Consider the following 12,957-nt stretch of genomic DNA (forward strand, 5'->3'; position numbering starts at 1 on the left):
GGTGCACGTGGTGATGCCGGGCGGTGTGGCCGACCCGTCCGCGCCGAGCGGGGGCAACGTCTACGACCTCCGGATCTGCCGCGATCTGCCCCGCCTCGGCTGGCAGGTCCACCCCCGCGCCGTCGACGGCGGCTGGCCGCGGCCGGGCCCCGGCGCACGCGCCGAACTGGCCCGGGTCCTGCGGGAGACGGCGGACGACAGCCTCGTCCTGCTCGACGGACTGGTCGCCTGCGCCGTGCCCGAGATCGTCGTCCCGGAGGCCGGACGGCTGCGCCTGGCGGTGCTGCTGCACCTCCCGCTGGGCGACGAGACCGGGCTCGACCCGGAGACGGCCGCCGCGCTCGACGCCGCGGAGCGGGAGACCCTGCGCGCCGTGCCGGCCGTCGTCGCCACCAGCGAGTGGGCCGCCGGACGGCTGGTGGAGCAGCACGGGCTCACACCCGCCCGGGTGCACGCCGCCGCGCCCGGGGCCGACATCGCCCCCCTGGCGCCGGGCACGGACGACGGCCGGCAGGGCCGGGAGGCGGAGGGCGGCGCGGAAGACGGCGCGCAGCGCGCTCCGCGCCTGCTGTGCGTGGCTTCGGTAACCCCGCGCAAGGGCCAGCACCGGCTGGTCGAGGCCCTGGCCGGCGTGGCCGACCTGCCGTGGAGCTGCGAACTCGTCGGCGGCCTGGAGCACGACCCCGGCTATGTGGCCCGGCTCCGGAAGCTGATCGACGGCCTCGGCCTCGGCGACCGGGTCCGGCTCACCGGCCCGCGCACCGGCGCCGCGCTGAACGCCAGTTACGCCGCCGCCGACCTGTTCGTCCTGACCTCGTACGCCGAGACGTACGGCATGGCGGTCACCGAGGCGCTCGGGCGCGGTGTGCCCGTCCTGGCAACGGCCGTCGGCGGCGTCCCGGAGGCCGTCGGCCACACGCCCGACGGCTGCCGACCCGGTGCTCTCGTCCCGCCGGACGAACCCGCGGTGCTCACCGCCGCCCTGCGGCGCTGGCTCTCCGAGCCGGATGTGCGCGACCGGTGGCGGAGGGCCGCCCGGCGCCGGCGCACCGCGCTGGCCGGATGGGAGACGACCGCGCGCCGTCTGGCCGCGGTACTGGACGAACTCCGGCTCCGCACGGAACTCCGGAGGACCCATGCCTGCTGAGACGGAGACGGAGAGCGTGCGCGAGACCACGACCGCCGGCACGGCGGCGACCGCCGGCACGACAGCAGCCGCTGACACGACGGCCGGCACGGCCCCGGCCGGCACGGCCCCGGCCGGCACGGCCCCGGCCGGCACGGCCCCGGCCGGCACGGCCGGCAGCGGAAGCCTGGACGGTGCCGGGCCCGGCACCGGGGACGGGGAGGGGACGCCCCGCTACGCCCCGGAGTGGCTGGCCCTGCGGGAGGGCGCCGACGCCGCCGCGCGGGCCCAGCAGCTCCTCGTCCCGCTGCGCCGGCACTGGGACGGAGACCGGGACCGGTCCGGACAGCCGGGCGGGGACGGGCAGCCGGGGCCGGCCGGCGGCCCGGGCCGGGGCGCCCCGCTGGTGATCCGCGACCTCGGCTGCGGCACCGGCTCCATGAGCCGCTGGCTCGCCCCCCGGCTGCCCGGCCCGCAGCACTGGATCCTCCACGACCACGACCCGGAGCTGCTGGAGCTGGCCGCCGCCCGCATGCCGCGCACGGCCGCCGACGGCAGCCCCGTCACGGTCGAGACCCGGCAGGGCGACGCCACCCTGCTGACCGCCGACGTCCTCGCCGGCGCCTCACTCGTCACCGCCTCCGCCCTGCTGGACCTGCTCACCCGCGAGGAGCTGGACGCGCTCGCGGCGTCCTGCGCCGCCGCCGGCTGCCCGGCGCTGCTGGTGCTGTCGGTCGCCGGGCGCGTCGAACTCACCCCGGCCGACCCGCTGGACGAGGAGATCACCGAGGCGTTCAACGCCCACCAGCGCCGGGCCGTGGACGGCCGCCGGCTCCTCGGCCCCGACGCCGTCGCGGAGGCCGCCGAGGCCTTCACCCGCCACGGCCTGACCGTGCGGACCGAGGCCAGCCCGTGGCGGCTGGGCCCCGGCGGTTACGGTGCCGCGCTGGCGGCGGAGTGGCTGCGCGGCTGGGTCGGCGCCGCCGTCGAGCAGCGCCCGGAGCTCGCCGGTCCCGCCGATACGTATCTGCGGGACCGGCTGGAGCTGTGCGCGGCGGACGGGCTCCGGGCCGTCGTCCACCACGGCGATCTGCTGGCGCTCCCCGCTCCGCCCGCGGGCGGCAGGCCGTGATCGCCCGCGCGGTCCGGGGCCGTCTCGGCATGGTCGGCGGACTGGCCATCCTGGCCGTCCTGCTGTGGCAGCTGGGCACCGGCGCCTTCCTGGACGGGCTGCGCCGGCTCGACGGCACCACGCTGCTGGCCGCGCTGGGCATCGGTCTGCTGACCACCGTGTTCAGCGCCTGGCGGTGGTGCCTGGTCGCCCGGGGCCTCGGCATCCGGCTGGGGCTGGGCCGCGCGGTCGCCGACTACTACCGCTCGCTGTTCCTCAACGCGGCACTGCCCGGCGGTGTCCTCGGCGACGTGCACCGGGCGGTGCGGCACGGGCGGAGCTCCGGCGACGTCGGCCGGGGCGTCCGCGCGGTCGTCCTCGAACGGTGCGCGGGGCAGGGCGTGCTGGTGGCGGTGGGCGTGGCGCTGCTGATCGCGCGGCCGTCGGCGGCCCTGGCGGAGGCGGGCCGGTCCGCGTGGCGCGTGGCCACGGCGCCGGGTGTGCTGCCGGCGCTCTCCGCGGCCGTGGCGGTGGTCCTGCTGCTCGTCCTGCTGCGCCGCTTCCGGCCGCACGGAGACCCGGGCGGGAAGCCCGACGAGGCGCCCGGCGCGGAGCGTGCCGGCGGCTCGCGCTGGGGCCGCGCCCTGCGCACCACGCTGACGGAGGCACGGCTCGGACTGCTGAGCCGCCGCAGCTGGCCGGGCGTGGTGGTCTCGTCCGCCGTCGTCCTGGGCGGCTATCTGGGCATGTTCCTGCTGGCGGCCCGGGCCGCCGGAGCGACGGCCCCGGCGGCCGAGCTGCTGCCCCTGATGGTGCTGGCGCTGCTCGCGATGGCGCTACCGCTGAACGTCGCCGGCTGGGGCCCCCGCGAAGGCGTCACCGCCTGGGCGTTCGGTGCCGCGGGCCTGGGCGCCGCCCAGGGCCTGACCGTCGCCGTCGTCTACGGGCTGCTGTCCTTCACCGCGAGCCTGCCCGGTGTCGGCGTGCTGCTGGCCCAGTGGTGCGCCGGACTGCGGCGTCCGCAGGTCGAGTTCGAAGAGGGTGTCCTCGCCGAGGACGGCGCGCCGGACCGGCGGGCGGAGCGCGTCGCGCATCAGCTCGGGGCCGGTGAAGCGCAGCCCCGGGACGCCGTCTCCGAGGAGGACCGGGGCCACCGTCACGTACAGCCGGTGCAGGGCGCGTTCGTGGAGGAAGCGCGACACGGTGACGCCGCCGCCCTCGACCAGGACGCGGCCGAGCCCGCGCCGCGCGAGCTCGTGCACCAGGCGGCGGGGGGCGAACGCGGCGCTGTCCGGGAGGACGAGCACGTCCACCCGACTGCCGGGGCCGCCCGGCCGGCCGTGCTCCCCGCGCTCGCCGTCGCCGCCCACCACCCACAGGGTGGGCGCCTCGCCGTCCTGGAACACCCGCAGCCCCGGCGGAACGCGGCGGTGCGGATCGAGGACGACGCGCACCGGGTTGGGACCCGCGCAGGCGCGGACCGTCAGCCGGGGATCGTCCGCGGCGGCGGTGCCGGCGCCGACGACCACGGCGTCGGCGAGCGCGCGCAGGCGGTGCAGATGGGCACGGTCCTCCTCGCCGGTGACGTAGTCGGCGTCGCCGGTGCGGCTGGCGATGAACCCGTCCAGGCTCTGGCCCAGTTGGGCGAAGGTGAAGCGGGGGCCGGCGAGGCAGAGGGACAGATAGCGCTCGGCGAGCAGGGCCGCCCCGGGCGAGGCGTGCGGCCACCGGCGCGCGCCGTCCGCGTCCGCGACCAGTCCGGCGGCTTCGGCGTCCGCCTCACTCCGGACACCGCACAACCGCTGCCAGGCTTCTGATGCGCCGAGTACCCCCGCGCCCGCTCCCGCGCCCCGCTCGGCGCCGCGGTCCGCGCCCTCCGCGTTCACAGCGCCCCCCGCCCGGCCTCGGTGCCGCCAGTGGGCCGGGGCCCGGAACGGGGCCGGGGCACCGCGGGCTCGGAGGACTCCGCGGGCTCGGGGGCCCGCCCCTCCGGACCCGGCACCGAGCCCGGCGCGGAGCCCAGCACGGAAAGGTATTCACCGAAGGAATCCACAAGCCCGGCCAGCAATTGTTTCCCCTTCTCCGCAGAAGCCATTGAGGGCCGGCCGATCACACCGGAACCGGTGTAAGGCCGCATACCGAGAGTGAGCAAATGCTGACGATCGTCGGAGAGCCAATCGGACGTCTCATAACCGGGGCGCACAAGCTCCGGATGGGCATGCAGCAGGATGGAGGTCTCCACTTCACCGGCGTGCATATCGCTGCGCGAGGAGGTCACCACACCCGCCCGCTCCCGCGCGGCGTCCCAGTCGCCCGAGCCCGGGAAAAGAGCCATGCGGGTACCGCTGCCGGCGGACTCCTGAACGACGTTGCGCAGCACATAATTTCCGCCGTGCCCATTGACAAGTACGAGGTTTTCCACCCCGGAACGGCGCAGCGATTCCGCGATGTCCTTCACGACGGCGTACAGCGTGGCGGCGGAAATGCTCACCGTCCCGGGCCAGTCGGCGTGCTCGTGCGAGCAGGAGACCGTCACGGGCGGCAGCAGCCGCACCGGGTACGCGGCCGCGATCTCCTGCGCGACGGCACAGGCCACCACCGTGTCCGTGACCAGCGGAAGGAAGCGGCCGTGCTGCTCGAAGCTCCCGATGGGCAGCACGGCGACGGCGGCTCCGCGGCTTCCCACGTCCTCCGTCGTGTCCAGCGGCAACAGCCCCGAAACGGGCAGTCCCGTACCCGAACTCCTCATGTATCCCGGCCCTTTCCGTATTTCTCCGACACCGCACGGCCGCGGCGGAACCCCGGTCCGGGACGGACCCGGAGCACGCGGAAGACACACCGCACGCCGTCAACGCGAGCAGCCTACGCGGAAATCACGAACCCAACGACCGAACGTGACGAACAACAAAACCAGTTGATACTTTCTCACCGTTTCCGATTCCACCGCCAGGGTCTTACCGATAGGATCGAGCCATGACAGACAGTGATGTCGCATACCGCGACAGTGCTCTCGCCCCCGGTGTCGAACGTGTGGCACAGGTCCAGCTTTCCACCGAGCACGGTGAATTCCTCGCCGTCGGCTACCTGGACCGCATTCGCGGCGACGAACAAATAGCGCTGGTCCACGGCGATATCGAGGGCGAGGGCGCCCTCACCCGCCTGCATTCGGAGTGCCTGACCGGGGATGCCTTCGGCTCGAAGCACTGCGAGTGCGGGGACCAGCTCTCCGCCGCGCTCCGCGCCATCGTGGCCGAGGGCAGGGGCGTGCTCATCTACCTCCAGGGACACGAGGGCCGCGGCATCGGCCTGCTGGCCAAGCTGAAGGCGATGGCCCTGCAGGCGGAGGGTCTGGACACCATGGAGGCGAATCTCGCCCTCGGCCTCCCGGCCGACGCCCGCGACTACCGGGTGGCGGCGGAGATGCTGCACGATCTCGGCGTCCGCTCCGTCCGCCTGATGTCGAACAACCCGCTCAAGCGAGACGCCCTGCTCCGTCACGGCATCGGGATCACCGAGCAGGTCCCGCTGCTGATCCCGCCGCGCGAGGAGAACCTGGCGTATCTCGTCGCCAAGCGCGAGCGCTTCGGGCACCACCTCCCGCATCTGGACCTGAACATGGACAGGGACATGGACCGCGCGGCCGCTCCCCAGCCCTGACCGCCGGCCCCGCTCCCCCCGCTCCCCCCGGTCCGTCCTCGGTCCGTCCCCGGGCGCCTCACCCGAGCCCGCCCGCACGCACACGCTCGTACGTACGCGACGGCGCAACGCCGCGCCCCGGTGCCCCGTGCCTCCGCACGCCGGGGGACTCGTCACCTCGCGGCGTCCGCCGGCCACTCGGCCGGGTGAATCCCGGGTCCCAGGGCTGGCCGGTCCCCGTCCCGCCCCGCAGTCTGGGACGGAGTGCCCGGCCAGTACGACGACTCCGAGGGGCCCCGTGACCGCATACGCCAGGATCCGCCCGCTGACCGCAGCACGGCAGCCCGATGTGGGACAGACGTTCCACCGGCTGGCCGACCTGCTGAGCGACAGCGGCGAGCAGGCCACCATCCGCTTCACGCTCCTCGCGCCCGCCGGTGACGGCGGGAAGGGCGGGGCCGGACCGGGCGGCGGAGACCGCGGGGGCGGCGGAGACCGGCGGTGGACGCTGGCGCCGGCCAAGCGCAAGTACCGGGTGGTGGAGGGCGGCGCCACCCCGGGCCCGCCCGACATCGAACTCATCACCCGTGAGGCGACCTGGTGGGAGATCGCCGAGGGCCGTCTCTCCCCCCTCGACGCCTTCGCCGAGGGCCGGCTACGTGTGCTGGGCGACGCCGCCCTGGCCGCCCGTCTGCTGCGGAAGGCATCCGGTGACACCGGTGTCTCCGTGATCTGCGGGGAGTGAGGCGGACATGGCGGAGACAGTGGGCCGCGTGGAATCGCTCAAGCTCGCCGACGGCTTCGGATTCGTGAACGTCCGGCGGGAGGCGGACGATCCGCCCAACGAACTGCTGATCATCTGGTTCGGCGACCGTTCCGAGGGCCCCGTCGCCCTCTTCACCACCGAGCTGTCCCTGGCCCTGGCCCGGGGCCTGCGCGTCAACCTGCTGCACGGTGACGACAGCGCCTACATCACCCGCGTCACCGTGGAGGCGCCCCCGTGACCGCCGCCGGAGACCGCGGGAGGGCCGGGGAGGACGGCGCCCGGGAAGAGCCGCGACCGGAGGGCCCCGCGGGCCCCATCGCCCACGACCATCGCATCGACGTGGTCAAGGAGCGGTTCGCCGGCCGCCTCATGGCGTACCCGAACGTCACCGGAGTGGGCGTCGGCCTGCGGATGAGGGCCGGCCGGCGGCTGCCCGAGCCGTGCGTCCGCGTCTTCGTGCGCCACAAGGTGCCCGAGGCCGAACTCCGCCCGTCCGAGGTCCTGCCCCGCGAGCTGGAGGGCGTCACCGTCGATGTCGTGGAGGGCGAGTTCACCCACCTCCGCAACGGTGCCCCGCCCCTGCCCCCGGAGCGCAGAAGGGCACGCCACTTCCCCTTCGCCGTCCCCGGAACGAGCGTCGCGGGCCTGCGCGTCACGGCCGGCACACTGGGCGCGGCGGTGTACGACGCGACCGGCGGGGGCTCGCAGCTCCTGCTCAGCAACTGGCATGTGCTGTGCGGGGTACCGGACTGCGCCGCCGGCGAGGAGATCGTCCAGCCGGGCCCGTTCGACGGCGGCACGGCACCCCGGGACACCCTCGCCCGGCTGCTCCGCTACGCCCACACGGACCGGGTGGACGCCGCCGTGGCCGTGCTCGATGGCCGTCGCTTCCTGTCCGACGCCATCGCGGGCATCGGCCTGGTCAGCGGCGTGGGGCAGCCCGGCCTGGGCACGCGGGCGCGGAAGTCGGGGCGTACCACGGGCGTCACCGGCGGCATCGTCGACACCGTCGGTCTCGATGTGACGGTCGAGGGCTGGCTGTACCGGGGGCAGTTCACGGTGTCGTCCGAGGACGGCGACCCGGTCGTCGCGGGCGGCGACTCGGGAAGCCTGACGGTCGACGAGCGCAACCGCGCGGTGGGCCTGCTCTTCGCCGGCCGCACCGACGGGGCGTACTGGATCGCCAATCCCATCACGGACGTCATCGCCGCCCTGGGCATCCGCTTCACCCCGGACCCGCTCCCGCTGGACTCCGCGGTCCTGCTGGCCGCCTCGGAGCTCTGACCGTTTCGGGCTCTGGCCGTTTCGGGCTCTGGCCGTTTCGGAGCTGTGCCCGTTTCGGGCTCTGGCCGTGCCGGGTGACCGACCGCCCCCGGTGCCGGACCGCGCCGGTCCGCCGCGCGCTGGGTGGCAGCCGGGACGGCGCGCGGCGGACCGGTCCGTGGCCCGCCGGAGTGAGCGCCTCCCGGTGCCGGCGTCAGGCGGCCAGGGCCACGGAGAGCAGAAGCAGCAGCGAGCTTGCGATCTCCACCAGGCCGAGCTGGAGCGGCGTCATCCCGCGCCGGGGAAGGGCCATGGCCCGCAGCAGGTACCAGCCGAACGCCACGGCGTACACGGGGGCGATCCAGGCCGCCACCGCCAGGGCGGCCGTGTGGAAGGCGGCGGAGGCGGAGTACATCGCCCTGTTGCCCCGCTCGCGGATGCAGCTCTTCACGAACAGGACGGTCCCGGCGAGGTAGAGCAGGACGACGGTGAACGTCCCGCCGGCGTCCCACGGCGAGCCGCCCGCGACGCTCACCACGACGGGCAGGATCAGCGTCGCGGCCGCGGCGGAGACCAGTCCGTTCACCAGGGCGCGGTCGTCGTGCCGGGAGGCGAAGAACCCGTTGACGCCGAGCGCCAGCGCGAACACGGGGGCGTAGAGGACGAGTTGGGGCCGCGCGGCGAGGACGACGGCTCCGGCCGCCAGGGCCGTCAGCCCGTAGGCGAGGAGCTGGTCGCGGTACCGGGCGGGGCGGCGCGTCTTCACGGCGAGCAGGGCGAAGTACGACAGCAGGTAGCCGGCGATCCACGCGACGAGCAGCGGCAGGTCCGGCCAGGCGTACCCGGCCGTGAGCAGCCCCGCGAGATACGGCAGCAGCAGCATCGCCCACGCGCCGTGCTGCGGCGGCACCCACTGCCCGCGCTTCTTCTTCCGCCGAGGGCGGGGGCGTGCGGGGGCGGACCCGGCCGGGGACGATGGCCCGGTCCCACCGCCCGGCTGCGCCGTGCCCGGTTTCGCGTCCTTCGACGCCGACCCGTGCGGCCCGGGTCCGTTCGGCTTCGCCTTGCCCGGCTCTGCCTTGCCCGGCTCGGCCATACCGCGCGCAGCTCCGCCCGGCCCCGCCGAGGAGCCCTCCGCCCGGGCGGCCGGGCCCGCCGGGACGGCACTCGTCCGGGCCGCCCGGTGCCCCGGGGCCGTACCCGTCCGGGCCGCGCCTGCGGGGTCCATACCTCCGGGAGCCGCTCCCCCCTGGCTCCCCGTCCGGCCGGCCCGGACGCTACCGGCCGGCCTCCGCGCCGTACGCATCACGTTCACTCCCTTCCGCGGATGCCGCGGGTGCCGCGGCGAGACGGGAGACCAGGCCGGCCAGCACCCGCTCGGCCTGCTCCGGGTCGAAGTCCTCCCCGAGCCGCTTGCGCACCCCGTCATCGCTGAGCAGATGGTGCACGGTGGGCGTCACCCCGTGCCGGGCGAGGCAGTTCCGGGCGCACCGCAGCACGCATCCGTCGATGGCGATGACGGGGCGCCCGCTCGTGGCCTTCCGCACCAGACTCGGCACGTCACCGCCGACGCCCGCGATGCAGGACATCTCGGCGATGCCGCGCCGGTCGAGCTGAACGGCGAGCCAGTTCGTCATCTGGGCGGCGCTGGAGCACCCGGAACAGGAGTACACCAGCGGCAGATCGCGTCGGCGGTTCACCGGCACCGTCTCCTCACGGCTCGACCACTCGTTCTCTCCCCCACCCGCGCGACCGTAGCCCGCGCGCCCGCCCGGCACATGGGTCTTCCGGACCCCTTTCCCGGCAAGGGTCCCGCCCGCCGAGCCACCGCCCGGGCACCGGGCGGCGGCTGGGGACCGCGGGGAGCAGGCCGGGAGCCGGGGGACGGCCGGAGCGGGGGTCGGAGCAGGGGGCATGCCAGGAGCTCGGGAGCGGGGAGCCGAGGCGCGGAGCGGGCCCGTGCCCGGAGCCGGGGCCCGGAGCCGTCCACATCGCGGAAACTAGATGGGCACCGCATCGATCTCCCCTACGCTGCGGCCATGACGAGCCGAGCAGCCGGCCGAGCAGCCGACCGAGCACCCCAGCCTCCCGCCCTCGCCCGCCGCACCGCGTCGGTCGGCTCGTCGCCCGTACGCGACATCCTCGCGCTCACCGCCCGTCCCGAGGTGATCTCCTTCGCGGGCGGGCTGCCCGCGCCGGAGCTCTTCGACGCCGAAGGGCTGCGGGCCGCGTATGACCGGGTTCTGACCGAGGCGCCGCAGCGCGTCCTCCAGTACTCGACGACCGAGGGCGACCCGTCGCTGCGCGCGGCGGTCGTGGCCCGGCTCGCGGCCCGCGGGCTGCCGACCGATCCGGACGATCTGCTGGTCACGGCCGGTTCCCAGCAGGCGCTGACGCTCGTCGCGACGGCGCTGCTGGAGCCCGGGGACACCGTGCTCGTGGAGAACCCCACCTATCTGGCGGCGCTGCAGTGCTTCGGCATGGCGGGCGCGCGGGCGGTGCCGGTGCCCTCCGACGAGGACGGCATCGACCCGGCCGCGCTGGAGGAACTGGTGATCCGCGAGCGGCCCAAGCTGCTGTACCTCGTCCCCAACTTCCAGAATCCGACCGGCCGCACCCTGCCCGCCGGGCGCCGGCAGGCCGTGGCCGGCGTCACGCGGCGGCACGGGCTGTGGATCGTGGAGGACGACCCGTACGGCGAACTGCGGTTCGCGGGCGACCCCGTGCCGTGGATCGCGTCCCTCGGCGCGGCCGCCGACCGCACCGTCCTGCTCGGCAGCTTCTCCAAGATCATGGCTCCGGGGCTGCGGCTCGGCTGGCTCCGGGCCCCGGCGGCCCTGCGCCGCGCCTGCGTGATCGCCAAGCAGGCCCTCGACCTGCACTCCTCCACCGTCGACCAGGCGGCAGCGGCCCGCTATCTGGCCGACGCCGATCTGGACGCCCATCTGGCGCGCGTCCGCACCGCGTACCGCACCCGGCGCGACGCCCTGCTCGACGGCCTGCCCTCCGCCCTGCCGGAGGGCAGCACCTGGAACCGTCCCGACGGCGGCATGTTCCTCTGGGTCCGGCTCCCCGACGGCCGCGACGCGACGGCGCTCCTCCGCGAAGCCGTGGCCCACGACGTGGCCTTCGTCCCCGGCGCCCCGTTCTACGCGGGCCCGCCGGACCGGGCGACGCTGCGGATGTCGTTCACCACCCACACCCCGGAGGAAATCGCCGAGGGCCTGCTCCGCCTCGCCAAGACCTTCCGCTGAGCCCCGCGCGGCGCCCTCCCAGCGGGGCGGGCGGGGGCCGGCGAGGCGGGGCAACGGCCGGGAAATTGTGTCGCCCCCGGGAGCGGCGAACCATACCGTCGCCCTCATGAAGCTGCTCTCCGTCAACATCGGCAAGCCGCGCCCCAACCCCTGGAAGGGCCTCAGCGCGACAGGGATCGACAAGCGGCCCGTCGACGGCCCGGTGGCCGTGGCCGCCCCGGGCCCCAAAGGGACCGGGGCGGTCGGTCTGGCCGGTGACCGGGTCTACGACGTGAAGCACCACGGCGGCGCCGACCAGGCCGTCTACGCCTACGCGCGCGAGGATCTCGACGGCTGGCAGGCCGAGTTGGGCAGGTCGCTCCCGAACGGTGCCTTCGGGGAGAACCTGACGACCGCCGGGCTCGACGTCAACGGCGCGCTGATCGGGGAGCGTTGGCGCATAGGGCCGGACGTCGTCCTGGAGGTGTCATGCCCGCGCATCCCGTGCGCGACGTTCCAGGGCTGGCTGGAGCGCGACGGCTGGATCAAGCGCTTCACCAAGGCCGCGCTGCCGGGCGCGTACCTGCGCGTGATCGAGCCGGGGGACATCCGCGCCACCGATCCCATAGAGATCGTGCACCGCCCCGAACACGAGGTGACCGTCGCACTCGTCTTCCGCGCGATGACACTCGAACCGGACCTGCTGCCACACCTGCCCACCGCCGACGCGCTGCCGGAGGAGATCAGAGAGCTGGCCCGCCGGCGCACGCTCGACCACTTCAGTCAGTGATGAGCACACCGAGAAGAGTCGTCCAGCACAACGCCACAAAGGCCGGCAGCAGCGCCATGATGGCCCCGGTCGGCGAAATCTTCAGGTAGGCGTTGCCCGGGTCCGAGGAATGCCATGTGACAATCCGCCGCCCCCCGTGCCAGGCCAGGTGTTCCTCGAGCTCGATCAAAGCCGACTTGCGCGCCAGCAGATACCGCCGGCCGAACCGCAGCATCTGGGAGAATCCCAGGGACACGCCAAGTCCGATGATTGAGATGATGGCGGCCAAGGCCTTTCCGAGAGACCCTCCGGCGCCTTCCTTCCCAACCGAGAACGCCGCAACGGCGGCAAGACCTACCGTGATGTAGAAGAAATTGTTCAACTTTTGCCAGTTGACGTTGTCTTCGTGCTTGTAAAGGTCGACAGAGACCATGTACTGAGTGTGCAGCATGGCCTCTCGCGGCTTGCGCCACACCCAGACCATTCGCGGCATGCCGTCCGGAGGCGTTAACTCCGTCAATTCCTCGAATCCCAACTTGCGGTGGAAGCCCGCGGAGGCCTCGTTCGGCGGGTGGTTGACCACCGCCGCGATGACCGGGCTCTCCTTCCACTGGTCCAGGACGTGGTAATAGAGCATCGAAGCGATCCCGCGGCGAGCCGCCTCCCGCGCCACACAGACCTGCTTGACCACGAGGAAATCACCAAGCGCGGACTTGATACGCCGGTTCAACCACTCATCGGGTTCAACTCGATCGGAACTATAAGCGAGCAGGAACCCGAGCACGTCCTCCCCCTTGACCGCCACATAAAAGTGTTCGGCAGTCTCCAGACGGGCACGGTAGTCCGCCTCGGTATAGGCCGATACCAGGAAGCCGCCTTCTACCGGCGCACCCCGATGGGGCCTGCGTGCCTGATCTAGACTTCGCGACTCCGCGACCCGGGTGATCTGCTCCAAGTGCTCCGGTCCGGCTCGGACGATCTCAACCTGCCCGCCCTGTGGCGTCTCCACCATTCCAGTCCCCCTGCGCTCCGCCTTGCACCGACGACCCAATC

The 12,957-nt window shown here is 74.2% G+C and carries 11 protein-coding genes and 3 pseudogenes; 9 read left to right on the top strand and 5 right to left on the bottom strand.

Translation table 11 applies throughout. The annotated features are described in order from the left end of the window. Positions 1-13 precede the first annotated feature (13 nt). The 3 genes and pseudogenes from IF83_RS0117945 to IF83_RS34850 all read left to right on the top strand — a co-directional run. Positions 14-1,147 carry a glycosyltransferase family 4 protein gene (locus tag IF83_RS0117945; protein ID WP_078843608.1) on the top strand — a complete coding sequence of 378 codons (1,134 nt, stop codon included), beginning with the start codon at positions 14-16 and terminating at the stop codon, positions 1,145-1,147. After that, on the top strand, positions 1,137-2,258 hold the full coding sequence (locus tag IF83_RS0117950) for a class I SAM-dependent methyltransferase (protein ID WP_078843577.1): 1,122 nt from the start codon (positions 1,137-1,139) through the stop codon (positions 2,256-2,258). Before IF83_RS0117945 ends, IF83_RS0117950 begins: the two co-directional genes overlap by 11 nt. 29 nt (positions 2,259-2,287) lie before the next feature. Continuing rightward, positions 2,288-3,253 (top strand): annotated as a pseudogene (locus IF83_RS34850) (lysylphosphatidylglycerol synthase transmembrane domain-containing protein); the annotation flags it as partial. 168 nt (positions 3,254-3,421) lie between these two features. On the opposite strand, the pseudogene IF83_RS34855 reads toward IF83_RS34850, so the two are convergent. Beyond that, a pseudogene (locus IF83_RS34855) lies at positions 3,422-4,123 on the bottom strand (RibD family protein); the annotation flags it as partial. Positions 4,124-4,248: 125 nt separating this feature from the next. Continuing rightward, positions 4,249-4,986, bottom strand: a pseudogene (locus tag IF83_RS0117960) (creatininase family protein); the annotation flags it as partial. A gap of 224 nt (positions 4,987-5,210) precedes the next feature. Here IF83_RS0117960 and ribA point away from each other — a divergent pair. The 4 genes from ribA to IF83_RS0117980 all read left to right on the top strand — a co-directional run bounded on the left by ribA (position 5,211) and on the right by IF83_RS0117980 (position 7,923). Beyond that, positions 5,211-5,894 carry a GTP cyclohydrolase II gene (ribA, locus tag IF83_RS0117965; protein WP_037680359.1) on the top strand — a complete coding sequence of 228 codons (684 nt, stop codon included), beginning with the start codon at positions 5,211-5,213 and terminating at the stop codon, positions 5,892-5,894. Positions 5,895-6,171: 277 nt separating this feature from the next. Further along, positions 6,172-6,618, top strand: coding sequence for an SCP2 sterol-binding domain-containing protein (locus tag IF83_RS0117970; protein ID WP_158711061.1), 447 nt, complete (start codon positions 6,172-6,174; stop codon positions 6,616-6,618). Between the two features lie 7 nt (positions 6,619-6,625). Further along, positions 6,626-6,877, top strand: coding sequence for a hypothetical protein (locus tag IF83_RS0117975; RefSeq protein ID WP_030545281.1), 252 nt, complete (start codon positions 6,626-6,628; stop codon positions 6,875-6,877). Next, entirely contained in the window at positions 6,874-7,923 is a 1,050-nt protein-coding gene (locus tag IF83_RS0117980; RefSeq protein ID WP_051722885.1) for a chymotrypsin family serine protease, read from the top strand. The genes IF83_RS0117975 and IF83_RS0117980 overlap by 4 nt, the downstream gene beginning before the upstream one ends. 193 nt (positions 7,924-8,116) lie before the next feature. On the opposite strand, the gene IF83_RS0117985 is transcribed toward IF83_RS0117980, so the two are convergent. Together IF83_RS0117985 and IF83_RS0117990 are read right to left on the bottom strand one after the other, a co-directional pair. Beyond that, positions 8,117-8,812 (bottom strand): YwiC-like family protein, encoded by a 696-nt coding sequence (locus tag IF83_RS0117985; RefSeq protein WP_037680362.1) that lies wholly within the window; start codon positions 8,810-8,812, stop codon positions 8,117-8,119. 367 nt (positions 8,813-9,179) lie between these two features. Then, entirely contained in the window at positions 9,180-9,602 is a 423-nt protein-coding gene (locus IF83_RS0117990; protein WP_051722886.1) for a putative zinc-binding protein, read from the bottom strand. A 339-nt stretch (positions 9,603-9,941) separates the two neighbouring features. Between IF83_RS0117990 and IF83_RS0117995 the strand changes: the two genes are divergently transcribed. Further along, on the top strand, positions 9,942-11,156 hold the full coding sequence (locus IF83_RS0117995; RefSeq protein ID WP_030545288.1) for an aminotransferase-like domain-containing protein: 1,215 nt from the start codon (positions 9,942-9,944) through the stop codon (positions 11,154-11,156). Between the two features lie 106 nt (positions 11,157-11,262). Then, positions 11,263-11,925 (top strand): MOSC domain-containing protein, encoded by a 663-nt coding sequence (locus IF83_RS0118000; RefSeq protein ID WP_030545290.1) that lies wholly within the window; start codon positions 11,263-11,265, stop codon positions 11,923-11,925. On the opposite strand, the gene IF83_RS0118005 is transcribed toward IF83_RS0118000, so the two are convergent. Next, a complete protein-coding gene (locus tag IF83_RS0118005) occupies positions 11,915-12,916 on the bottom strand; it encodes a GNAT family N-acetyltransferase (protein WP_030545292.1) in 1,002 nt (333 codons plus the stop codon). The genes IF83_RS0118000 and IF83_RS0118005 overlap by 11 nt on opposite strands. Positions 12,917-12,957 lie beyond the last annotated feature (41 nt).

The sequence above is a fragment of the Streptomyces albus subsp. albus genome (assembly GCF_000719865.1).
Lineage (GTDB): Bacteria > Actinomycetota > Actinomycetes > Streptomycetales > Streptomycetaceae > Streptomyces > Streptomyces albus_E.

Excerpts from the sequence above, each read along its gene's own strand:
- IF83_RS0118000 (WP_030545290.1), top strand. The coding sequence starts at position 11,263 with ATGAAGCTGCTCTCCGTCAACATCGGCAAGCCGCGCCCCAACCCCTGG.
- IF83_RS0117995 (WP_030545288.1), top strand. The coding sequence starts at position 9,942 with ATGACGAGCCGAGCAGCCGGCCGAGCAGCCGACCGAGCACCCCAGCCT.
- IF83_RS0117945 (WP_078843608.1), top strand. The coding sequence starts at position 14 with ATGCCGGGCGGTGTGGCCGACCCGTCCGCGCCGAGCGGGGGCAACGTC.
- IF83_RS0118005 (WP_030545292.1), bottom strand. The coding sequence starts at position 12,916 with ATGGTGGAGACGCCACAGGGCGGGCAGGTTGAGATCGTCCGAGCCGGA.
- ribA (WP_037680359.1), top strand. The coding sequence starts at position 5,211 with ATGACAGACAGTGATGTCGCATACCGCGACAGTGCTCTCGCCCCCGGT.
- IF83_RS0117950 (WP_078843577.1), top strand. The coding sequence starts at position 1,137 with ATGCCTGCTGAGACGGAGACGGAGAGCGTGCGCGAGACCACGACCGCC.
- IF83_RS0117975 (WP_030545281.1), top strand. The coding sequence starts at position 6,626 with ATGGCGGAGACAGTGGGCCGCGTGGAATCGCTCAAGCTCGCCGACGGC.